This window comes from Actinomadura sp. 3N407 (assembly GCF_052245875.1).
In the GTDB taxonomy this organism is placed as follows: Bacteria; Actinomycetota; Actinomycetes; order Streptosporangiales; family Streptosporangiaceae; genus Spirillospora.
The window spans coordinates 367591-388807 of sequence record NZ_JBQQBP010000002.1 but is presented as its reverse complement, the minus strand read 5'-3'; the positions used below and the strand labels follow the sequence as shown (position 1 = coordinate 388807).

Annotated in this window: 20 protein-coding genes; 17 read left to right on the top strand and 3 right to left on the bottom strand. The window is 72.3% G+C overall.

Annotated elements, in window-relative coordinates:
• Positions 1-18 precede the first annotated feature (18 nt).
• Positions 19-798, top strand: coding sequence for a sulfite exporter TauE/SafE family protein (locus tag ACTWPP_RS05875; RefSeq protein ID WP_443103052.1), 780 nt, complete (start codon positions 19-21; stop codon positions 796-798).
• A gap of 78 nt (positions 799-876) precedes the next feature.
• Positions 877-1128, top strand: a complete 252-nt coding sequence (locus ACTWPP_RS05870) for a hypothetical protein (RefSeq protein ID WP_443103051.1) — start codon at positions 877-879, stop codon at positions 1126-1128.
• 82 nt (positions 1129-1210) lie between these two features.
• Here ACTWPP_RS05870 and ACTWPP_RS05865 read toward each other — a convergent pair whose 3' ends face one another.
• Positions 1211-3421, bottom strand: coding sequence for a cytochrome P450/oxidoreductase (locus ACTWPP_RS05865; RefSeq protein WP_443103050.1), 2211 nt, complete (start codon positions 3419-3421; stop codon positions 1211-1213).
• A gap of 69 nt (positions 3422-3490) precedes the next feature.
• Positions 3491-4570 carry an NAD(P)-dependent alcohol dehydrogenase gene (locus ACTWPP_RS05860; RefSeq protein WP_443103049.1) on the bottom strand — a complete coding sequence of 360 codons (1080 nt, stop codon included), beginning with the start codon at positions 4568-4570 and terminating at the stop codon, positions 3491-3493.
• Between the two features lie 77 nt (positions 4571-4647).
• Between ACTWPP_RS05860 and ACTWPP_RS05855 the strand changes: the two genes are divergently transcribed.
• The 13 genes from ACTWPP_RS05855 (at position 4648) to ACTWPP_RS05795 (ending at position 18080) form a co-directional block, all read left to right on the top strand.
• Entirely contained in the window at positions 4648-6105 is a 1458-nt protein-coding gene (locus ACTWPP_RS05855) for an aldehyde dehydrogenase family protein (RefSeq protein ID WP_443103048.1), read from the top strand.
• Positions 6106-6339: 234 nt separating this feature from the next.
• A complete protein-coding gene (locus ACTWPP_RS05850; protein ID WP_443103047.1) occupies positions 6340-7368 on the top strand; it encodes a zinc-binding dehydrogenase in 1029 nt (342 codons plus the stop codon).
• Positions 7365-8798, top strand: a complete 1434-nt coding sequence (locus ACTWPP_RS05845) for an amidohydrolase family protein (protein ID WP_443103046.1) — start codon at positions 7365-7367, stop codon at positions 8796-8798. The genes ACTWPP_RS05850 and ACTWPP_RS05845 overlap by 4 nt, the downstream gene beginning before the upstream one ends.
• A 1-nt stretch (position 8799) precedes the next feature.
• Positions 8800-9885, top strand: a complete 1086-nt coding sequence (locus ACTWPP_RS05840; protein ID WP_443103045.1) for a BMP family ABC transporter substrate-binding protein — start codon at positions 8800-8802, stop codon at positions 9883-9885.
• Position 9886: 1 nt separating this feature from the next.
• Positions 9887-11563 carry an ABC transporter ATP-binding protein gene (locus ACTWPP_RS05835; RefSeq protein WP_443103044.1) on the top strand — a complete coding sequence of 559 codons (1677 nt, stop codon included), beginning with the start codon at positions 9887-9889 and terminating at the stop codon, positions 11561-11563.
• Between the two features lie 81 nt (positions 11564-11644).
• Positions 11645-12811, top strand: a complete 1167-nt coding sequence (locus tag ACTWPP_RS05830; RefSeq protein ID WP_443103043.1) for an ABC transporter permease — start codon at positions 11645-11647, stop codon at positions 12809-12811.
• Positions 12808-13722 (top strand): ABC transporter permease, encoded by a 915-nt coding sequence (locus ACTWPP_RS05825; protein ID WP_443103042.1) that lies wholly within the window; start codon positions 12808-12810, stop codon positions 13720-13722. The genes ACTWPP_RS05830 and ACTWPP_RS05825 overlap by 4 nt, the downstream gene beginning before the upstream one ends.
• Before the next feature lie 57 nt (positions 13723-13779).
• The gene (locus ACTWPP_RS05820) at positions 13780-14232 is read left to right on the top strand and encodes a VOC family protein (protein WP_443103041.1); all 453 of its coding nucleotides are present in this window, start codon (positions 13780-13782) and stop codon (positions 14230-14232) included.
• On the top strand, positions 14214-14687 hold the full coding sequence (locus tag ACTWPP_RS05815; protein ID WP_443103040.1) for a nuclear transport factor 2 family protein: 474 nt from the start codon (positions 14214-14216) through the stop codon (positions 14685-14687). The genes ACTWPP_RS05820 and ACTWPP_RS05815 overlap by 19 nt, the downstream gene beginning before the upstream one ends.
• A gap of 148 nt (positions 14688-14835) precedes the next feature.
• On the top strand, positions 14836-15681 hold the full coding sequence (locus tag ACTWPP_RS05810; protein ID WP_443103039.1) for a fumarylacetoacetate hydrolase family protein: 846 nt from the start codon (positions 14836-14838) through the stop codon (positions 15679-15681).
• An 82-nt stretch (positions 15682-15763) separates the two neighbouring features.
• Complete coding sequence (locus ACTWPP_RS05805; RefSeq protein WP_443103038.1) at positions 15764-16918, top strand: amidohydrolase family protein; 1155 nt, start codon at positions 15764-15766, stop codon at positions 16916-16918.
• The gene (locus ACTWPP_RS05800; RefSeq protein ID WP_443103037.1) at positions 16915-17694 is read left to right on the top strand and encodes an HpcH/HpaI aldolase family protein; all 780 of its coding nucleotides are present in this window, start codon (positions 16915-16917) and stop codon (positions 17692-17694) included. Before ACTWPP_RS05805 ends, ACTWPP_RS05800 begins: the two co-directional genes overlap by 4 nt.
• Complete coding sequence (locus ACTWPP_RS05795; protein WP_443103036.1) at positions 17691-18080, top strand: cupin domain-containing protein; 390 nt, start codon at positions 17691-17693, stop codon at positions 18078-18080. The genes ACTWPP_RS05800 and ACTWPP_RS05795 overlap by 4 nt, the downstream gene beginning before the upstream one ends.
• 103 nt (positions 18081-18183) lie before the next feature.
• On the opposite strand, the gene ACTWPP_RS05790 is transcribed toward ACTWPP_RS05795, so the two are convergent.
• Entirely contained in the window at positions 18184-18969 is a 786-nt protein-coding gene (locus ACTWPP_RS05790) for an IclR family transcriptional regulator (protein WP_443103035.1), read from the bottom strand.
• Between the two features lie 349 nt (positions 18970-19318).
• On the opposite strand from ACTWPP_RS05790, the gene ACTWPP_RS05785 reads away from it, so the two are divergent.
• Positions 19319-20677, top strand: a complete 1359-nt coding sequence (locus tag ACTWPP_RS05785; protein WP_443103034.1) for an aromatic ring-hydroxylating oxygenase subunit alpha — start codon at positions 19319-19321, stop codon at positions 20675-20677.
• Entirely contained in the window at positions 20674-21213 is a 540-nt protein-coding gene (locus ACTWPP_RS05780) for an aromatic-ring-hydroxylating dioxygenase subunit beta (protein WP_443103033.1), read from the top strand. The genes ACTWPP_RS05785 and ACTWPP_RS05780 overlap by 4 nt, the downstream gene beginning before the upstream one ends.
• The last annotated feature ends 4 nt before the right edge of the window (positions 21214-21217 follow it).

Here is a 21217-nt window from a genome sequence, read left to right as displayed (position 1 = left end):
TACCTGAGCAGGTGAGGCTTGGACGTCCTTGACGCGGTCGCGGTGCTCGCCGCCGGGATCGCCGCCGGCGGGATCAACGCGATCGTGGGCTCCGGCTCGCTGATCACGTTCCCGACCCTCCTCGCGCTCGGATACCCGCCGGTCGTGGCGAACGTGTCCAACAACCTCGGCCTGGTGACGGGCAATGTCAGCGGCGCGTACGGGTACCGCAAGGAGCTGCGGGGGCAGCGCGGCCGGCTGGTGCGCCTCGGCAGCGCCTCGCTGATCGGCGCGGTGGGGGGCGGACTGCTGCTGCTGACGCTGCCCGCCGAGGCGTTCGCCGTCATCGTGCCCGGGCTGATCATGATCGCGCTGGTGCTGGTGGTCGTCCAGCCCAGGCTGCAGGCGTGGATGCGGCAACGCCGGCACGGGCGGGAGCGGCACGGGCGGGACGGCGGCCCCTGGCTGTGGCTGGGGGTGCTCGGAACCGGCGCGTACGGCGGTTACTTCGGCGCGGCGCAGGGAATCGTGCTGATCGCGTCGCTCGGGATCGGGCTGGACGACGACCTGCAGCGGCTGAACGGCCTCAAGAACGCGATGGTGTCGGTCGTCAACGGCACGGCCGCGCTGCTGTTCATCACGATGTGGCTGCTCGGCGAGACCGATATCAGCTGGTGGGCGGTGCTGCTGATCGCGGTCGGCTCGACGGTCGGGGGACTGCTCGGCGCGACGCTCGCGCGCAGGATCCCGCCGCTGGTGCTGCGCGGGGTGATCGTGGCCGTGGGGCTGGCCGCGATCGTCCAGCTGCTGTGGGGCTGACCTGCGCCCGCGCGGGGTTGCCCGAAGGTGTTCCCGGGTATATATCGAACATCCGTTCGGATATCGGAAGGGTTCGCGATGAAGGGCGACTGGGTCGAGATCGTGGTCGACGTCGGCGGCGCGTCCACCAGGACCTACGAGGTGGCCGCGACCCGCGCCGGCCGCCGCGTGGAGATTGGCAACCGGCGGGGCGTGGTGGAGGTCAGTGAGGTGACCCGCACGGGCACCACGGTGCGCACGGCCCGCTTCATGTCCAACCGGGTGCTCGCCCTGGTCGAGCATCCGGTCTCCGACGAGCGCGGCCGCCACTCAGACGACGGCACCGGCTAACCCCGAACCACGTGCACCTGCGGCGTGCCGCCCTTATGAGACGGCCGATGAGGGCGACATGCCGCAGGTCAACGAGGTCTGGTCACAGGTCGAGGGTCAGGCGGGACGAGGTGCAGCGGCCCACGCAGATCATCATCGTCCGGCCCGCGGCCCGTTCCTCCTCGCTGAGCAGCGAGTCCCGGTGCTCGGGCTCCCCGGCCAGCACGCGCGTCTCGCACGCGCCGCAGTAGCCCTTCTCGCAGTCGTACGACAGGCCGGGCACCGCCTCCTGGATCACCTCGATGAGCCGGCGGTCGGCGGGGACCCGCAGTGTGGCGCCGGTACGGGCGAGGTGGACGTCGAACTCGGTGTTGAGCGCCGGGTCGAACGCCACCTCCAGCGAGTCGTCGCCGGTGAAGCGCTCGACGTGCAGCCGGGACCGGAGGTCCAGTTCGTCGCAGGCGTCCTCGGCCGCGGTGATCATCCCGGTGGGCCCGCAGCAGTAGATCGCGGTGTCCGGCCCGGCCTCCTCCGCGAGGATCGCCTTCAGGTCCGGGATGCCCGTCTCGTCCTGTGGCAGCACGCGCAGCCGGTCGCCCGCGAGTGCGGTGAGCTCGTCGCGGAAGGCCATCGACGCGCGGGTCCGGCCGCCGTAGACGACGCGGAAGCGGGCGCCGCGCCCGGCCGCCGCGCGCACCATGGCCAGGATGGGCGTGACCCCGATGCCGCCCGCGAGGAACAGGTAGGAGTCGGCTTCCACCAGCGGGAAGTGGTTGCGCGGGCCGCGCACGCCGAGCGTGAGGGCCTCGCGGGCGAGCGCGTGCACCTCCTCAGAGCCGCCCCTGCCGTCCGTCTCGCGCAGCACCGCGATCCGGTAGTGCGAGCGGTCCTCTGGATCGCCGCACAGCGAGTACTGGCGCACACGGCCCGACGGAAGCCGCAGCTCAAGGTGAGCGCCGGGCTCCCAGGCGGGTGTCTCGTCGCCGTCTGCGCGTGCCAGCGTCAGGCTGAGCACATCGTCGGCGGCCTCTTCGGTGCTCGTCACGGTCAGGTCGTACGAGGCGCCGAGGGGCGCGGCGGCCACCGTGTTCGCACCGGCGCGCGGGCCCGGGGTGAACACGGCCGGGAGCGCGTCCCAGCCCTTCTGGTTGCCGCTGGTCGGGTACTCGACGAGACCGTCCTCCAGCACCTGGAAGTCCGGCAGCCGGGTCAGCACCTGCGTGATCATCTCGCGGAACATCGCGCGGGCCAGATGGGCGCCCGCGCAGCGGTGCGAGCCGATCCCGAAGCTCAGGTGCCGGGACGCGTCGCGGTCGAGCCGGATGTCCTCGGGCTCGGGGAACACGGCGGGGTCGTGGTTGGCGGCCACCCACGGGATCAGGACGCGCTCGCCCGCCCGGACCGGGCAGCCGCCGACCTCGGTGTCGGTGCGCGCGGTGCGGGCCATCGACTGGGACGGCGCGAACGCCCGCAGGAACTCCTCGGTGGCCCGTTCCAGCAGGTCGGGCGAGTCGATGAGGCGCCGCCGCTGGTCCGGGTTGCGGCTCAGGTGGACCAGCGTCGACCCCGTCAGCGACGTCGTGGTGTCGACGCCGCCCGCGATGAGCAGCCCGATGACCGAGACCAGCTCGTCCTCGGTGAACGGCTCGCCGTCGGCGTTCCGCGCGGTGACGAGCGCGCTGACCGCGTCCCGCTCGGGCCCGGCGCGGCGGTCGCGGATCAGCTCGCGGATGCGCTCTTCCATGTACGCGAGGCCCTCGGCGCCGCGCCGGGCGCGTTCGCTGCCGGCGGGGGCGGCGAAGATGTCGTGGATCGGCCCGGCCAGCGGCGCCCAGTCCTCCTCGGGGAAGCCGAGCCAGTCGAGGGTGACGGCGGCCGGTACCGGGTTGGTCAGGTCGCGGACGAAGTCGGCCGAGCCGAGTTCGATGAACGCGTCCACGGCCCGCGCGGCATGGCGGGCGATCATCGGCCGCATCCGCTCGACCGCCGCCGGGCTCAGCAGCGGGTTGATCAGGTCGCGGTAGCCGGCGGACCGCGGCGGGTCGACCTCGATCGGATACTGCTCCAGGCCCGGCCCGCTCGGGATGACGATGGCGACCGCGTCCACCCCGCTCGTCTCGCGTGAGGAGGAGAACGCGTCGTCGTCGCGGGCGATGCGCGTCACGTCGGCGTACCGCGTCGTGTAGACGAACCCGCCGTGCGCGGTTGTGCGCCCGACGGGGCAGCCCTCCCGGTACGCGGCGTAGTACGCGACCGGGTCGGCGTTGCACTCGTCCGAGTGGTGGTCGAAGTGGTGGTCCTGCTGCTGCGTCATTGGCGCGACTCCAGATGCGCATGTCTTCCGCGCGGTGTTGCCCAGCCGCGCCTCTGGGAGATTCAGGTGTCAGAAGGTCAGGACGGCCTTGCCGACCGTGCCCCGCTTGGCCGCCTCGACGGCCTCGCCGATCCGCTCGAACGGGAAGTGCCCGACGATCCCGTCCACCGGGAACCGGCCCGCCGCGTTCAGCCGCAGCAGTTCGGGCACGAAGACCTGCGGTATCCCGCCTCCGCCGATGATGCCGGTGATGGTGCGCCCGTTCAGGACGCTGCGCCAGTCGAAGCTCATCTCCTCGCTCGGGCCGACGCCGATCACGCCGCAGCGGCCGAGCGGGGCGAGGGCCTCCACGGCCGTGCGCAGGACGTCCGCGCGCCCGGTGGTGTCGAGGACGAAGTCGAAGCCGTCCGGGGCGATCGAGCGCAGTTCGCCGGCGGCGCCCCCGCCTCCGGTCACGCCGTGCGTGGCGCCGAGGGAGCGGGCCGTGGCGAGGCGTTCCGCGTTGAGGTCCACGGCCGCGATGGTCGTGCATCCGCTGAGCACGGCCGCCAGGATCGAGGCGACGCCCACGGCGCCGGCCCCGAAGACCGCGATCGACGAGCCTGGCGAGGGCCGCAGCACGTTGAGGACGCCGCCCGCGCCGGTCTGGAAGCCGCAGCCGAACGGCCCGGCCAGGGTCAGGTCGGCGTCCTTGCCGATGGGCACCACGGCCCGCGCGGGCGCGATGACGTGGTCGGCGAACGACGACTGCCCGAGGAAGTGCGCGTTGATCTCGGTTCCGCCGAGCGAGACCGCCGACGACCCGTCGGGGCGCCGCCCGCTGAAGTTGAGCGCGTCGAACCGCAGGCAGTAGCCGGGCGACCCGGTCATGCACGGGCGGCACCGGCCGCACGAGGTGTACGACAGCGCCACATGGTCGCCGGGCGCGACGGAGGTGACCTGGTCGCCGGTCTTCTCCACGATGCCCGCGCCCTCGTGCCCGAGGACGGCCGGCGCCTCCATGAAGGTGGCGAACTCCAGGTCGGTGGCGCAGATGCCGACGGAGCCGAGCCGGACCAGCACCTCGTCGGGGCGGGGCGGGCCGAGTTCCACGTCCCGCAGGGCCAGGGGCTCGCCCGCACGGTGTAGTACGGCGGCGGTGACCCGCATGCGACCTCCCCAAGGTCATTTCATAAAGAGATATGGCATCTTGACATGCGGGATAATTCCGGTCAAGGATTCCCCATATGTCCGTACTTGATATTCCGGCCGCCAGGCAGCTCGTCGACGGAGCCTGGGTTCCCGCGCGTGACCAGGGAGAACTCCCCGTACTGGACCCTGCGAACAGCAAGGTTATCCAGCGGATCGCGCGCGGCGGCCAGGCCGACGTGGACGACGCGGTCGCCGCGGCCCGGCGCGCCTTCCCCGGCTGGGCCGCGACCTCGCCCGCCGAGCGCGGCGCTCTGCTGGGCCGCTGGGCCGCGCTGGTCATGGAACGGGTCGAGGATCTGGCCCGGTACGAGGCGCGCGACGTCGGCAAGCCGCTGTCCGGGGGGCGGACGAACGCGTTCATCGCGCACGGGATCATCGAGTACTTCGCCGGCGCCGCCGACAAGCTCACCGGTGTCACGCTGCCCACCCGCACGCCCGACTACCTGGGCTTCACGATCCCCGAGCCGTTCGGGGTGTGCGCGGTGACGCTCCCCTGGAACGTGCCGATGCTGCTGTCGGCCGCCAATGTCGCGCCCGCGCTCGCGGCCGGCAACACGGTCGTGCTCAAGCCGTCCGAGATCGCCCCGCTCGGGCCGCTGGCGCTGGCGGAACTGGCTTGCGAGGCCGGTCTCCCGCCAGGGGTGTTCAACGTCGTCACCGGCCTCGGCGCGGAGGCGGGCGTCGCGCTCACCTCCCACCCGGACATCGACCACATCAGCTTCGTCGGCTCCACGGCCACCGGCCGCGCGGTGATGCGCGCCGCGGCCGAGAACCTGGTGCCGGTCAAGCTGGAGCTGGGCGGAAAGTCGCCGAACGTGGTGTTCGCTGACGCCGATCTCGACGTGGCGATCCCGGCGATCGTCGGCTCCATCACCGAGAACGCCGGCCAGAACTGCTACGCGGGTTCGCGGCTCCTCGTCGAGGAGTCGATCCGTGCCGAGGTGACCGAACGCGTCGTGGAGGGCATGAAGGCCGTCCGGCTCGGCACCTGGGACCAGGACCTCGACATGGGGCCGCTGGTCAGCCGTGAGCAGCACGAGCGCGTGCTCGGCTTCCTGGAGGGGGCGCCGGGGGAGGGCGCCCGCGTGCTCACCGGCGGCGCGAAGGCAGAGGTGCCGGGCGACGGCTGGTTCGTGGCGCCGACCGTCCTGGACGGGGTGGACTCCGGCATGCGGGTCGTGCGCGAGGAGGTCTTCGGGCCGGTCCTGACCGTGCAGGGCTTCTCCGGCACCGGCCAGGCCGTCGAGATGATGAACGGCACCGACTTCGGACTGCTGGCCTGCATCTGGACCGACGACGTGTCGCGGGCGCTGCGCGTGGCCAAGGACGTGCGGTCCGGGCAGGTCGCGGTGAACCAGTTCCACGACGCGGGGGTCATCGGGTTCCCGTTCAACATGCAGAAGGACAGCGGGTTCAGTGCGGGCGGCGGGTACGCGGCGCTGCGCGAGTACACGCAGGAGAAGGCGGTGGCGGTGCGGCTGCTCGACCGCTGAGCGGCCCGCGCGCACGCCGGAGGACACGGCTGGAACGTGCCAGGTCACGGCCCGGATCGTGGCCGTCTTCCGTTTCGTGTGCGGGCGCGGCCGTCGCGCCGTCGCGAGGGGTGTCGGCGACTTTCCGCGTAGGTGTTGACACATCCCGGAGACGGGGTTCAGAGTTGCCTCACATTGCGAACCATCGGTTCACAATGCGAGATGAATTCCATGGTGTCGTTGACGGAGGTTCTGGTGAAAGCGCTGGTCCAGACGGGGTTCGGTGGTCCGGAGGTGGTGTCGCTGCGGCGCGTCGCCGACCCGGCCCCCGGTCCTCGTGACGTGCTGGTCCGGGTACGGGCCTGCGCGCTGAACCGGCTCGACGTCCTCCAGCGCCGCGGCCCCGCCGTGCTGCCCGGCTTCCGCCTCCCGCACATCCCCGGCATGGACGTGGCCGGGCACGTCGAGGCGGCCGGCGACGACGTGCGCGGGCACGCCCCCGGCGACCGCGTCGTGATCGACCCGACGCTCGGCTGCGGAACGTGCCGGCGCTGCGGAGCCGGAGACCCGGGCCACTGCGCCGCAGTCCGCGTCATCGGCGGGAACGTCGCCGGCGGCTTCGCCGAGTACGTCGCCGTGCCCGCGCGGCTCGTCCACCGCGTCCCCGAGCACGTCGAGCTGGCCGAGGCCGCCGCGCTGCCGTCCTCGTGGAGCACCGCCTGGCACGCCACCCTCACGGTCGGCGCGGTGACCGCCGGCGAGACCGTGCTCGTGCAGGCCGCCGCCAGCGGGGTCAGCATCGCCGCCGTCCAGCTCGCCAAGCGCGCCGGTGCCCGCGTCGTCGCGGTCGCGGGCAGCGACGCCAAGCTCGCGCTCGCCGCGGACCTGGGCGCCGACCTCCTCCTGCACAACGACGCCGACGTCGTCGCGGCCGTACGCCGCTTCACCGGCGGCGAAGGCGCCGACATCGCGCTCGACCATGTCGGCGCGGCGACCTGGACGACCTCGCTGGACAGCCTGCGCACGGGCGGGCGGCTGGTGACCTTCGGCAACACCACCGGCGACGAGGTCACGATCTCCCTCGCCGGCGTCTACCACCGCGGGCTCCGGCTGCTGGGCTCGGGCGCCTACACCGAGGCCGACTTCGCCGCGATGCTGAACGCCTACTACGACGGTGGCCTGCGGGCCGTCCGGATGGCCGAGTACGGGCTCGACGAGGTGCCCGCCGCGTTCGCCGCCGCCGAGTCGCGCGAGGCCATCGGCAAGGTCCTGGTCCGGCCATGACCCATGACCCCCTCCTGGTCACCGGCGCGACCGTGGTGACGATGGCACCCGGACGCGAGGTCGTCACCGACGCCACCGTCGCGGTCGCGGACGGCCGTGTCGCCGCGATCGGCCCGTACCGGACGCTCCGCGCGGACCACCCGGGCGCCGCCGAGCTGGACGCGAGCGGCTGCGTCGTCGTGCCCGGCCTGGTCAACGCCCACCAGCACTGCACCGTGGACCCGCTGATCCGCAGCGTCATCCCCGATGACATCGACTCCCAAGAGGCGATCTTCGGCTGGGCGGTGCCGCTGCACGGGCTGGTCTCCGGCGGCGACGACGAGCTGTCGGCCGCCCTCACCGCCGCCGAGTCGCTGATGCGCGGCGTCACGACCGTCCTGGAGGCCGGCACCGTGGCCCACCCGCGCCGGGTCGCCGCCGGACTGGCCGCGGCCGGGATCCGGGGACGGGTCGGCGGCTGGGGCTGGGACGCCCCGGGCGTCCCGCACTCCCTGCCCGCCGCCGAGACGCTGGCCCGGCAGGAGGAGACCGTGCGGAGCCTGCCCGCCGACGGCCTCGTCACCGGATGGATCACGCTGGTCGGCCACGACCTGGTCAGCGACGAGCTCTTCACCGGCGCGGCCGCCCTCGCCGACCGCCTCGGCACCACCATGACCTTCCACATGTCGCCCGGACCCGGCGACGCCGAGTCGTACCTGGGCCGCACCGGCGCACGCCCGCTCGTCCACCTGCGCGAGCTGGGCGTGCTCGGCCCGCGCCTCCTCCTCGGCCACGCCGTGTGGCTCGACGACGAGGAGGTCGATGCCGTCCTCGCGACCCGCACGGCGGTCGCGTCCTGCCCGGGTGCGTACCTGCGCCTCGGCCAGGGCTACACGCGGGCCGGGCGGCACGGCGAGCTGGTCCGGCGCGGCGGGCGCGTCGCGCTCGGCTGCGACGCCCACAACGCCGGCGACGCGCCCGACGTGCTGCGCACGGCCGGGCTCCTGGCCGGCCTGGAGAACGACCGGGGCACGTGGCCGCTGCGCGCGGACGAGGCGTTCGCGCTGGCCACATGCGCCGGTGCCGAGGCGATCGGCCTCGGCGACCTGATCGGGTCGATCGAGGTCGGCAAGGCCGCCGACCTCGTCGTGCTCGACACGCGAGATCTGGCCTGGACGCCGGTCGGCGACCTGGCCACGCATCTGGTGTGGGGTGCACCCGGCCACACCGTCCGCGATGTCCTGGTCGCCGGGAAGGCGGTCGTCCGCGACCGCCGGATCACGACCGTCGACGTCGCGGAACTGCGCCGGGAGGCGGCAGAGCGGTCCACCGCACTGCTGCGCGCGGCGGGGCTCGAAGTCCCCGGCCGCTGGCCGGTGGTCCCCGCGACCGCCGCCACAACGAGCTCCCGCTCCTTGCTCGGCTCACCGTCCGATCGAAAGGACCCCTGAGGTGAAGAACCGTAAAACGGTACGGATCGCGGGCGCGGCCGTCGCGTGCGCCACCATGCTCGCCCTCGCCGGCTGCGCCGACGGCGACGCCACCGCGAACCAGAACGGCGCCACCGGCGGATCGGGCAGCGGGGTGCTGCCCGGCGAGCCCGACGTCAACGGCGACGGCAAGGTCGTCATCGGCGTGCTCAGCCCCGGCGACATCAACGACAACGGCTACTACGAGAGCTTCGTGACCGGCGCGGAGTCGTTCGCCAAGGAGAAGGGCTGGGAGGTCATCAAGCGCGGCAGCGTCCCGGAGAGCGAGGCGCTGAGCGCCGCCCGCGCGCTGTGCCAGCAGAAGGTCGACATGGTCGCCCTCGGCGCCTCCGAGCTCAAGGACGCCATCCCCGCCTCGGAGGAGGCGGTGTGCGCGAAGACCGCCTGGTACGTCCCGAGCTCCGGCAACGTCCAGCAGACCCCCAGGATCATGCTGTCCACCGACGACCCCGCCCAGAGCATCCTGACGGCCGGGTACGCGACCGGCGTCCTGATGCAGGCGCGCGGAACCAAGAAGGCCGCGTTCGTGGCCGGCATGGAGCTCGACTTCAACATCAACGCCTCCAAGGCGTTCACGGCGGGCATCCGCTCGCTGATCCCGGACGCGAACATCACCACGACCTACGCCGGTGACCAGGACGACGCCGCCAAGGCCAAGGAGGCCGTGCAGGCCCAGATCGACCAGGGTGTGGGCGCCGTCTACCCGTACCTCGGCGGCTCCACCGACGCCGCCACGAAGCTGGCCAACACCAAGAACCTCATCACGCTGACCCCCGGCACCGACCGGTGCGCCTCCACCGACCCGAAGTTCGACATCTCGGTGCTGTTCAGCCCCGGCGACTACTTCACCGAGGCGCTGAAGCTGTTCGCCGACGGCAAGCTCGAGATGGGCGTGCAGAAGGTGTGGACGATCGGCAAGGACCCGTACCCCACGGTCAAGCTGTGCAAGTCCGACACGGAGGCGCAGAAGAAGATCGACGCCTTCATGCAGGACATCGCGAGCGGGAAGATCGACGCCTCCGCGGAAGTGGAGAGGCTCGGTAAGTGACATGACCGATCATGACGGCCTCGAACATGACGGCCTCGAACATGGCGGCGCCGGTCATGGCGGCGCCGGTCATGACGGCGGAGCCCGGGCGCCCGCGCTGGCGCTGCGCGGGATCTGCAAGAACTACGGGCAGGTCGTGGCCTGCGACGCGGTGGACCTGACCGTCCACCGCGGCGAGATCCACGGCCTGCTCGGCGAGAACGGCGCGGGCAAGTCCACGCTGATGAAGGTCCTGCTCGGGCTCGTCCGGCGGGACGCGGGAACGATCCACCACGACGGCCGCCCGGTCGAGGTCGCGGGGCCGCAGGAGGCGATCGCGCTCGGCATCGGCATGGTGCACCAGCACTTCAGCCTCATCGAGCCGCTGACCGTGTGGGAGAACGTCAGCCTCGGCGACACCGGCAGGGTCGACCGGGTGCGGGCATGCGAGCAGGTCGAGGAGGTCGGCAGCCGCTACGGGCTGCCGATCGACCCCCTCTCCCCGGTGTCGCGGCTGTCGGCCGGGGAGCGGCAGCGGGTCGAGCTGATCAAGTGCCTGCGGCGCGACCCGTCCGTCCTCGTCCTGGACGAGCCCACCTCGGTGCTCACCCAGGCCGAGTCGGCGGAGCTGTTCGGCGTGCTGCGCGAGGTCGTCGCCGGCGAGGACCGCGCGGTGGTCCTCATCAGCCACAAGCTGACCGAGATCACCACGGCCACCGACCGGGTGACCGTGCTGCGCCGGGGCCGCGTCGCGTTCCACAGCGTGACCGCGGAGACCAGCGCGCGGGAACTGGCCCGGCAGATGGTCGGCCGGGACGTGTCGCTGCGCGCCGAGGCGGCCGCCCTGGGCATGCTGCCGGTCGAGCGCCGCGGCGGGCCGCAGCCGGAGAAGGACGCCCCGGAGAAGGACGCCCCGGAGAAGGACGCCCCGGAGGAGGACGCTCTGGAGCCGGACGCCGAGCCGGCGCTGCGGCTGTCCGGCATCACCGTCCGCGCCGAGGGCGTCACGCTGCTCGACGACTTCAGCCTGGACATCGCGCCCGGCGAGATCGTCGGCCTGTACGGGGTGGAGGGCAACGGCCAGGCGGCGCTGGGCGACGTCCTGTCCGGCCTGACCGAGCCCTCCGCCGGGACGGTCGAGGTCAACGGCGTGCGGATCGACCCGGCCAAGCCGGGCGCGCTGCACAGGGCGGGCCTCGGCATCGTCCCGGAGGACCGGCACGCCTCCGGCGTCGTCCTCGACATGAGCGTCGCCGACAACCTGGTGATGAAGTCGCTCGACACCGTCAGCGGCCGGATGCTGATCGACCGGCGCAGGACCTACGAGGTCGCGCGGCGGCTGGCGGCGGAGTTCAACATCATCACCTCGTCGCTGGACGCCACCGTCCGCAGCCTGTCGGGCGGCAACCAGCAGCGGGTGGTCCTCGCCCGGGAGATGTCGGCGAACCCGACGGTCCTGGTCGCGGCCCAGCCCACCCACGGCCTCGACGTCGGCGCCATCGAGGACATGTACCTGCGCCTGCGCAAGGCCGCGTCCGGCGGGGTGGCGGTCCTGCTGATCAGCACCGAGCTGGAGGAGGTCATGGCGCTGGCGTCCCGGATCGCCGTCATCTCCCGGGGCCGCGTCACCGGCCTGCTGCCCACGGCCGAGGCCACCGCCGAACGCCTCGGCATGCTCGTCGGAGGTGTAGCGGCATGAGGGAGCCGGACGGCCGGGGCGGCCGGCGGGGCGGGCCGGCCGGGGCGGGTGAGCGCCCCCGAGGCGACCGGGAGGGACCGCATGACGGACGCTGATCGTTCCGGGCGGCGGCTGGCCGCGGCGTTGACTCCCGGGGCCGGCGGGGCGCAGGTGGCCATGGCGACCGCGGTCGCGGTCGCGCTGGCGCTGGCGGTGTCGTCGGCGCTGGTGGCGGCGACCGGCGGGTCCCCGGCGGGGGCCGTGACGGCGCTGTACGACGGGAGCCTGTCGAGTCCGGCGGCCGTGAGCTCGACGCTGCTGTACGCGGCGCCGCTGCTGCTGGTGGCGGTCGGGACGTGCGTGTGCGTTCGCGCGGGCGTGTTCAACCTCGGTCAGGAGGGCCAGGTGCTCATCGGAGCGCTGGCCGGGGCGGGCGTCGGGCTGCGGCTGGCCCTGCCGGGCCCGGCGCTGCTGGTGATCGCGTTGATCGCGGCGGCGCTGGCCGGCGGGGCGTGGGCCGGGATCAGCTCGCTGATGCACCGGTTCCGCGGCGTCAACATCGTGGTGAGCACGCTGCTGATGACGTTCCTGGCGCAGCAGCTCGTCTCGTACGCGGTGAACACGCCGTGGCTGCTCCAGGAGACCCGGCTCGGGAACGCGACGGTCTCGCCGCAGTCCAACCGGCTGCCGGAGAACGGGCTGCTCGGCTCGTTCGGCGAGTACCCCGGGCTGCAGGTCAACGGCGGCCTGCTGCTCGCGCTGGTCGCGGCCGTGGTGATCGCGGTGCTGATCGCGCGCAGCCGGTGGGGTTTCCGGCTGACGATGCTCGGCCTGAACCCGCGGGCCGCCCGGCACGCCGGGGTGCGGGTCGCGGCGCTGAGCGGGACGGCGCTGGCCGTGTCCGGCGCGTTCGCGGGCGTGGCCGGGGCGGTGCTGCTGGCCAGCCCGGTCGGCACCAACCGCCTGCAGGGCGGCATCTCCAACAACATCGGCTGGGACGGTCTGCTGGTGGCGCTGGTCGCCCGCAACCGGCCGCTGATGGCGATCCCGGTCGCGCTGCTGTTCGGTGTGCTGCGTTCGGGGGGCGGGTTCCTGGCGTCGACCGGCGTACCGCACTTCCTGGTGGACGTGGTCAAGTCGCTGCTGGTGCTCGCGTTCGTCGTCCCGCCGGTCCTGACCGAGGCGCTGCGCCGCCGGCGTGAGAGCCGCCGGGGCGGCACCGACGCGGACACGGCGGCACCCAAGGCCAAGGAGGCGGTCGCGTCATGAGCGCCGCGGACAACATCTCCACGATTCTCGCCAGCGGGGCCCGGCTGACGGTGCCGCTCGCGTTCGCGGCCTGCGGGGAGTACCTCGCGGAACGGGCCGGGACCGTCAACATCTCGGTCGAGGCGATGATGCTGGGCGGGGCGTTCGGCGCGATCGCCGGCGCGTCCGTGACCGGCAGCGCCACGACCGGGCTCGTGACCGGGATGCTGGTCGGCCTGCTGATCGGGTTCGTGCACGGCAACCTGTCGCACCGGGCGGCCGTCAACACGTTCGTGGTCGGGCTCGTCCTGAACACGCTGGTGCTGGGGCTGACCAGCTACCTGATCGTCACCGGGACGTTCACCGGCCACCAGGTGTGGCAGGTCAGCGTGCCGGTGCTGCGCGACATCCCGATCGTCGGGCAGGTGCTGTTCGTCGAGCGGTGGCCCGTCTACCTGCTGATCGCCCTGGTCCCGCTGACATGGTGGCTGGTCGAGCGCAGCCGGTGGGGACTGGAGCTGCGGGCGGTCGGCGAGGATCCGCAGGCCGCGGACGTGACCGGCATCAACGTCAATGCGCGGCGCCGGCAGGCGCTGCTGTGGTGCGGGCTGCTGGCCGGGCTCGGCGGCGCCTACCTGGCGGTGGGCGAGGTCGGCTCGTTCAGCCAGAACATGACCGCGGGCCGCGGGTTCATCGTGATCGCCGCGGTGATCTTCGGGGCGTGGCGGCTGGGCCGCACCCTGCTCGGCTGCGCGCTGTTCGGGCTCGCCGACGCGATGCGGCTGGCGCTGCCCGCGCTGGGGTTCCAGCTGAACTCGCAGCTGCTGATCGTCGCCCCGTACCTGCTGGCCCTGCTGGCGATGCTGCTGTTCGCCGCCAAGGACCGCGAGCCGCGGGCCCTGGGCAAGGCGTTCGAGCGGGGTACGGCGTGATTTGCAAGAGCGACCGGATCCGGGCGAGCAGAGCCCGGACGATTCGAGGAGGACAACGTGACCGGACTGACCGCCGCGCGCTGGACGCACGTCGCGCTGCCTAGCGGCGACCTGGACAAGTCGATCGACTTCTACACCACCCTCACCCCGCTGGTGGTGGTGGAGCGGTTCAAGGACGCCGACGGCGAGAGCGTCTGGCTGTCCAACGACGGCCAGGTGGAGACGCCTTTCGTGCTGGTGCTGGTGTCCTTCAACAAGGACAGGGGCGGACAGCTGGGGCTGCTGCACCCGTTCGCCCACATCGGCATCGAGGTACCCGAACGCGGCGACGTGGACGCGATGGCCGAACGGGCCCGCGAGCTGGGCAGCCTGCACTGGGAGCCGCGCGACATGCCGGACCCGGTCGGCTACATCTGCGCGCTCAAGGACCCCGACGGCAACGTCATCGAGATCTCGCACAACCAGCAGGTGTTCGACACCGTCCGCGCCAAGTGGGGAGGGCGGTCCTGACCGGCGTCCCCAGGCCGGCGGAACCGGGCGCCGCCGCGCGGGTCGAGGAACGGACCCGTGCGGCGGTGCTGCGGTACCTCGGCGCCCTCAACCGCCATGACGCCGACGCGGTCGCCGGGTGCGTGGCCGAAGGCTTCATCAGCGAGCACACGTCCCCGATGGGGCGCGGCGTCACGGGCCGCGCCGCGTACCGGGAACGGCTGGACGGCTTCCTGGCCGACTTCGCCGACCTGAAGTACGAGATGGAGGACCTGGTCGTCCGGGACGTGCGGGCCGTGCTGGCCTACACGATGTCGTTCCGGCTCGTCTCGGCCGGGAACGCGCCGGTACGGGTCCGCGGCGTGTTCCGGCTGTGGGTGGACGCGAACGGCCTGGTGGCCCGCAGGGTCGACTACTGGGACGGTTCCGAGGTGACCCGGCAGCTCGCCGCCGCCGTCCCGTCTCAGGGCGGCTGATCCGCGTTCCCGCCGTACCGCTCGGCCGGCCGCGCCGGGCGGTGGGCGCATGCCGCCCACTCGCCGCTATATCGCATTATGAGATACCGTCTCTCATTTGTTGACAGGATTCCATCTCGCATCGAAAGATGATGTCGTGCATGTTGTGATGACTTCCGGGGGTCTCGGCCGGATCGAGGACGGCGGCGTCGCCGTCCTCGACACGCCGTACCCCGACGCGGCGGCGCTGATCGAGGCGACCGGCTCGCTGGACGCGCTGGCCACGGCGAAGGTCGTCCGGCGGTTCCCGCTGGACGGGAACGGCGCCGGAGACGGCCACGGGAACGGTGCCGGAGACGGGGCCGGCCTGCTCGCCCCCATCGCCCGGCCCCGTGCCGTGTGGGGCATCGGCATGAACTACCGCTCCAAGGCCGAGCTGACGGGACGTCCCGTCCCCGACCAGCCGGTGCTCTACCTGGCCGCGCCGTCGTCGGTGTGCGGCCCCGGCGCGGCGGTCCGGCTGCCGGCCGGGCAGACCGCCGAGATGGACTACGAGGCCGAGATCGCCGTCGTGATCGGTCGCACCCTCGACCACACCGCCGAAGACGACGCCTGGTCCGCCGTCGCGGCCGTCACCGCGGCCAACGACATGACCTGCCGTGACGTCATGAAGCGCACGTCGGCGCCCGTCCTGGCCAAGAGCTTCCCCGGCTTCACCCCGCTCGGTGCCTCCCTGCTCGGCCGCCACGAGATCGCCGGCCCGGACGCGATCGGCGTCCGCTCATGGGTCCGCGGCGAGTCGCGCCAGGACTCCACCAGCGCCGACATGATCTTCCCGATCCCGGAGCTGCTGGCCCGGATCTCCCGCTACGCCGTGCTCCACCCCGGCGACGTGGTGCTGACCGGCACGCCCGCCGGAACCGGCCAGGACCGCGGCGACTTCCTGCGGCCGGGCGACACCGTCCGGGTCGAGATCGACGGCGTCCTGCCACTGACCATCCGGGTCCGGGCGTGAACCCGCGCCCCGCACCGCCCCGCCCGCGGCACCCGACCCGTAATTCCCCCCGCAGCACCTTCACAGAACCGGGAGTACCTCGATGACCGAAGAACAGAACCCCGTCTACGATCGTGTGCTCAGAGGCGGAACGGTCATCGATCCCGCCTCCGGCACCGACGCCGTGCTCGACGTCGCGATCAACGGCACCACGATCGCCGCCGTCGGCGGCGGACTGGCCGCCGACGCGGCAGAGGTCGTCGACTGCAGCGGGAAATGGGTGCTGCCCGGGCTGGTCGAGGGCCACACCCACATCTTCCAGTACGTGTCCAAGGTCGGCGCTCCCTCCGATGACGCGCACCTGCGCCGCGGCGTCGTCGCCGCCGCCGACGCCGGGACGGCCGGCGCCTCCACGTTCGCCGCGTTCCGCAAGCTCGTCGTCGAGCCGACCCCGATGCGGATCGTGAACTTCCTGAACGTCTCGGTCCTCGGCCTCATCGACTTCCGCTTCGGCGAGCTGATGAACCCCGACACGCTCGTCCCGGACGACGCGCTGGAGACCGCCGCCTGCAACCCCGACGTGGTCCGCGGCTTCAAGATCCGGCTGTCGGAGGACGTGGTCGGCGACAACTGGCAGATGCTGCTGAAGAAGTCGCTCCAGGTCGCCGAGCAGGCCGGGCTGCCGCTCATGGTGCACATCGGCGAGACATCCGAGCCGCTGCCGATCGTCCTGGACCACCTGCGTCCCGGCGACCTCGTGGCGCACTGCTACACCGGCAAGAAGCACGGCATCCTGGACGGCGACGAGGTGCTCCCGGCGGTGACGGCGGCCCGGGAACGCGGCGTGCTGTTCGACTCGGCGCACGGCAAGAGCAACCTCAGCTTCGAGGTCGCGCGCCGCGCGATCGCGCGGGGCTTCTACCCCGACGTCCTCAGCTCCGACACCAGCGCCCGCAACTGGCAGGGCCCGGTGTTCGACCTGCTGACCAGCATGTCGAAGCTCGTCGCGCTGGGCATGCCGCCGACCGAGGCGGTCGCCCGCGCCACCGTGCGCCCGGCGCGGCTGCTCGGGCTGGACGCGGAGGGCTACGGGCGCCTGGAGGCCGGCGGCCCCGCCCACGTGACCGTGGTCGAGGAGACCGAGCCGGTCGTCCTCCCCGACGCGTCGGGCAACTCGATCAGCGCGCCCCGCCTGGAGCCGACGCTCGTCCTGCACGGCGGGGCGGAGGTCGAGACCGTGCCGTGGCGCGGCCTGTGACATCGAACCGGGCCCGGCTGCGGGCGGCGCTGGCGGAGGGGACCCGGCTGACCGGGACGTTCGTCAAGCTGCCCGTGCCGGACGTGGTCGAGCTGTGCGGCCTGGCGGGCTTCGACTTCGTGGTCGTCGACCTGGAGCACTCCACGTTGACGGAGGCCGACGCGATCGGCCTCGTCCGGCACGCCGAACGCTGCGGCCTGCCAGCGCTCGTCCGGATCCCCGAGGTGGACGCGCCCCTGATCTGCCGTCTCCTGGAGAACGGCGCGGCCGGGCTGCAGCTGTCCATGCTCGGGGAGGCCGCGCAGACCCGCGCGCTCGTCCGGGCCACGCGGTTCGCGCCCGAAGGCGCCCGGTCGGTCAGCCTGGCCAACCGGGCCGCCGGGTTCGGGCTGCGCTCGTCCGGCGGCCTGAAGGCGTTCCTGGACGCCGAGCGCGACGACCCGCCGCTGCTCGTCGGGCAGGTCGAGACCCCCTGGTGGAGGGACGGCGACTCCTGGGACGCGGTGATCGGCGACCTGGACGTGGTCTTCGTCGGCGGCACCGACCTGGCGGTGAGCCTGGGTGCCGACCCCGGCGGGGACGACCTGCGCGCGGCCGTCGGCGAGATCGAGGGGGCCGCGGAACGGCACGGGATCGCGTTCGGCGGCTGGGCCCCGTCCCGGACCGCCGCGCAAGGCCAGGGGCTCACCGCCGCGCGCTACCTGGTGACGGGCTCGGACCTGCAGATTCTGGCCGCCGGACTGGAAGCGGCGGCCGGCGAAGGAGGCAACGGATGACCGAGAAGAGCCGCAACGCCAAGCTCTACAACAGGGTGATCGGCTGGGCCGACATGCCGGAGTCGGAGCTGCGCAAGGGGGTGCGGCGCCGCGTCTACTCCACCGACGAGGTGATGGTCGCGCACCACACCCTCGACGTCGGCATGGACCTCAACCCGCACAGCCACGAGGACTTCGACCAGCTCGTCTACATCGCCGAGGGCCGCTGCAACTACTACGTGGATGGCGTCCCGCACGAGATGACGGCGGGGACGTTCCTGCTGGTGCCCAGGGGAGCCGAGCACTACATCGAGCCGCTGGAAGAGCCGTGCGTCAACATCGACATCTTCGTCCCGCCGCGCGCCGACTTCGCCAAGTCCCTGACGTACCTGGACGAGCTCCCCTGACGCCCCCGTCCCGCCCCGGATCACGTTCACCCGCGGCGTATCGTCCCCTCAGGAGACCCCGCTCAAGACCGTCACATGAGGGCGGCGCGCCGCGGCTCGACGTTCAGCCGGCCTCGGCGTGGGGGGTGCCGTTGTTGCCCAGGCGCTGGGACAGGTCCCTCGTGATCTCCAGCAGCGACCGCGCCATCGGCGAGTCGGCCTGGCGCGGGACGTCGACGGAGGTGCCCACGATCGCCATCGTGGCGATGATGGCGTCGCCCTCGAACACCGGCGCGGCGATGGTGTGCAGGCCGTTCTCGGACGGGGAGTTGACCGACAGGCCGTGCTCGCGGATCCAGTCGAGCTCCTCGCGCAGCTCCGGCGCGCGGCGCAGCAGCTTGGCCAGCGCCGGGACCTGCTCGGGCGGGAGGTGCGCGCAGAACACCCGGCCCTGCGCGGAGGTGGCCAGGTCGAGCCGCGACCCGACCCGGACGCTGATCCGGATCAGGTGGTCGGTGTTGTCGGCGGAGCGGACGACGGTCGGCGACTCGCCGTCCCAGATGCTCAGCACGACGGTCTGCCCGGCGGTCTGGACGAGCCGGTCCATGTACGGCTCCGCGGCGGTCACGATCGGCAGCGCGGCCCGTGCGGCGGCGGCGAGGGTGAGGACCTGCGGGCCCAGCGAGTACAGGGCGGTGCGGTCGTCGTACCGCAGCAGGTTCGCCGCCCGCAGTGCCTTGGTGTACCGGTGTGCGGTCGCCTTGCTGGCACCGAGCCGGGCGGTGATCTCGTTCAGGCTCAGATGCGGCCGGCTCACCGTGAACGAGTCCAGGATCAGTGCGGCACGCTGCACCGTCTGGATCGATGAGGAGCTCTCGGCCGTGGTTTCTCGTGCGGTGCTCGTCGCCATCCGTTCCTCGCTTCTGCCTCGGTCACCGGCCGTGTTCCGCCTTGCGCGGCGGGCGCCGTGGCGGCACGACACGTCATCTCATCATGAGCGCGACCGCCGCGGGGGTCATTCGCTACTTACGGGTAGAGCGCCCAGAACGGTACGTGTCCCCCGACTGACCGAATGCCATCTCTCACTGCGAGACGCAATCATGTTAACTGAGACGTAGCTAGTCAACCCGGTTGGAACCCGCCCGTCTACCCCTTGACAGGTCGAACCGGACTGGGGAACTCTGTACACCATGCGAGATGGTATCTCGAATTAGTGAATGATGCTGCTGAGGAAGCGGCGTGGAAGGGGGTGGAGCCCGATGCCCGAACCGGATGGCACGGGTCTTCCGGGGCGGCTGGTCGTCGAGGACTGGGACGCACTGACTTTCCGCGTGAATCGGGTCGCGTACCGCTCGGAAGAGATCTTCCAGGCGGAGCGGGACCGGATATGGGCGCGTACATGGCTGTACCTGGGCCACGAGACCGAGATCGCCGCGCCCAACGACTTCAAGACGCGGACGCTGGGCGGCCGGCCGCTGATCTTCTGCCGCGACACCGACGGCACCGTCCGCGCGTTCCTCAACTCCTGCCCGCACCGCGGCACCATCCTGTGCCGGGAGCGGGAGGGGTCCAGCAAGCTGTTCCAGTGCTTCTACCACGCGTGGACGTTCCGCAACAACGGTGACGTCGCGGCCATCCCCGGCAAGGAGGCCTACGAGGCCGCGGGTGAGGGCTTCCTCGACTCGATGGCGCTGCGCACCGTCCCCCGGCTCGAGATCCACGAGGGCTTCGTCTTCGTCTCGTTCGACCCGGACGTGCCGCCGCTCCCGGACTACCTCGGCGACGCCGCCGACTACATGACGATGATCTCCGAGCAGCACGCCGACGGCATGGAGGTCCTGCCGGGCACCCAGCTGTACGGCGTCCGCGGCAACTGGAAGCTCGGCGTCGAGAACGCCATGGACGGCTACCACTTCTCGCCCACGCACAACACGTTCGTCGGCTACCTGCGCGAGACGGGCTTCGCCGTCACCGACGACGACCAGTACGCCTACAACCTCGGCAACGGCCACAGCCTCCTCGTCCTCACCGGGCACGGCGGCCGGATCAGCATGCTGTGGGAGCCGCGCTTCGGCGAGGACGAGAAGGTCCGCACCGCCGAGCACCGCGCCGAGATGGACCGCCGGCTCGGCCCCGAACGGGCCCGCTACGTCGCCGACGAGAGCCACATCCTGTTCGTCTGGCCCAACCTCCTGCTCTTCGACCTCGAAGGGCTGTCGATCCGCCAGCTCGAACCGGCCGCGCCCGACCGCACCGACGTGCGCGCCTGGCAGCTCGCGCCGCGCGGCGAGGACGCCGACACCCGCGCCCTGCGGATGAAGACCATGGTCAGCTTCGTCGGCCCCGGCGGCCTCGCCACCCCCGACGACATCGAGGCGTACGAGGCCGTGCAGCGCGGCATCGAGGCCACCGCCGCCGACGCCCGCGCCGGCATGGACTACAGCGACATGTCACGCGGCATGGTCGACGAGGTCAAGGGCGTCCAGGGCCGCTCCATCGACGAGGGCGCGATGCGCGGCTTCTGGCGGCACTGGGTGGACGCGCTCGGCGCCGACGGCGGCCTGGACGTCGCCGGACCCCGCCCCGAGCGCTTCCTCGAGGGGAGGAACGTGCGATGACCGCACCCACCACCAGCACCGTGCTCGTCGGCGGACGTGAGATCACCCGCGCCGACGTGGAGGACTTCCTCTACGCCGAGGCCGACATCCTGGACGCCTGGAAGTACGACGACTGGCTGGCGCTGTTCGAGCCCGGCGCCCGGTTCGAGGTCCCCGCGACCGACTGGACGGGCACCTCGCCGCACGCGTCCGGCTCCTTCGTCTGCGACGACTGGGACCTGCTGCGCGCCCGCGTCAAGCGCCTCAAGTCACGCAAGGCGCACGCCGAGAACCCGCCGTCCCTCACCCACCGGATGATCTCCAACGTGCGGCTGCGCGAGCACGACGAGCCGGGCCTGCTCCGGGTGACGGCGTCCTTCATCACCCACCGGGCCCGCGACGGCGAGTTCGACGCGTACGTGGGCCGCTACGACCACCTGCTGGTCACGGGCGGCGCGCCGGTGCCGGGCGAAGTGGACCTTCGCTTCCGGCTGCGGCGCGCGATCCTCAGCCACGAGCACCTGACCGCCGGCAGCCGACTGAGCTTCATTCTCTGAGGAA

What these genes read in the sequence shown, in the direction of transcription:
- ACTWPP_RS05825 (WP_443103042.1), top strand. Translation starts at nt 12,808, where the DNA reads ATGAGCGCCGCGGACAACATCTCCACGATTCTCGCCAGCGGGGCCCGG.
- ACTWPP_RS05785 (WP_443103034.1), top strand. Translation starts at nt 19,319, where the DNA reads ATGCCCGAACCGGATGGCACGGGTCTTCCGGGGCGGCTGGTCGTCGAG.
- ACTWPP_RS05790 (WP_443103035.1), bottom strand. Translation starts at nt 18,969, where the DNA reads ATGGCGACGAGCACCGCACGAGAAACCACGGCCGAGAGCTCCTCATCG.
- ACTWPP_RS05780 (WP_443103033.1), top strand. Translation starts at nt 20,674, where the DNA reads ATGACCGCACCCACCACCAGCACCGTGCTCGTCGGCGGACGTGAGATC.
- ACTWPP_RS05805 (WP_443103038.1), top strand. Translation starts at nt 15,764, where the DNA reads ATGACCGAAGAACAGAACCCCGTCTACGATCGTGTGCTCAGAGGCGGA.
- ACTWPP_RS05845 (WP_443103046.1), top strand. Translation starts at nt 7,365, where the DNA reads ATGACCCATGACCCCCTCCTGGTCACCGGCGCGACCGTGGTGACGATG.
- ACTWPP_RS05810 (WP_443103039.1), top strand. Translation starts at nt 14,836, where the DNA reads ATGACTTCCGGGGGTCTCGGCCGGATCGAGGACGGCGGCGTCGCCGTC.
- ACTWPP_RS05860 (WP_443103049.1), bottom strand. Translation starts at nt 4,570, where the DNA reads ATGCGGGTCACCGCCGCCGTACTACACCGTGCGGGCGAGCCCCTGGCC.
- ACTWPP_RS05855 (WP_443103048.1), top strand. Translation starts at nt 4,648, where the DNA reads ATGTCCGTACTTGATATTCCGGCCGCCAGGCAGCTCGTCGACGGAGCC.
- ACTWPP_RS05830 (WP_443103043.1), top strand. Translation starts at nt 11,645, where the DNA reads ATGACGGACGCTGATCGTTCCGGGCGGCGGCTGGCCGCGGCGTTGACT.
- ACTWPP_RS05835 (WP_443103044.1), top strand. Translation starts at nt 9,887, where the DNA reads ATGACCGATCATGACGGCCTCGAACATGACGGCCTCGAACATGGCGGC.
- ACTWPP_RS05795 (WP_443103036.1), top strand. Translation starts at nt 17,691, where the DNA reads ATGACCGAGAAGAGCCGCAACGCCAAGCTCTACAACAGGGTGATCGGC.
- ACTWPP_RS05870 (WP_443103051.1), top strand. Translation starts at nt 877, where the DNA reads ATGAAGGGCGACTGGGTCGAGATCGTGGTCGACGTCGGCGGCGCGTCC.
- ACTWPP_RS05865 (WP_443103050.1), bottom strand. Translation starts at nt 3,421, where the DNA reads ATGACGCAGCAGCAGGACCACCACTTCGACCACCACTCGGACGAGTGC.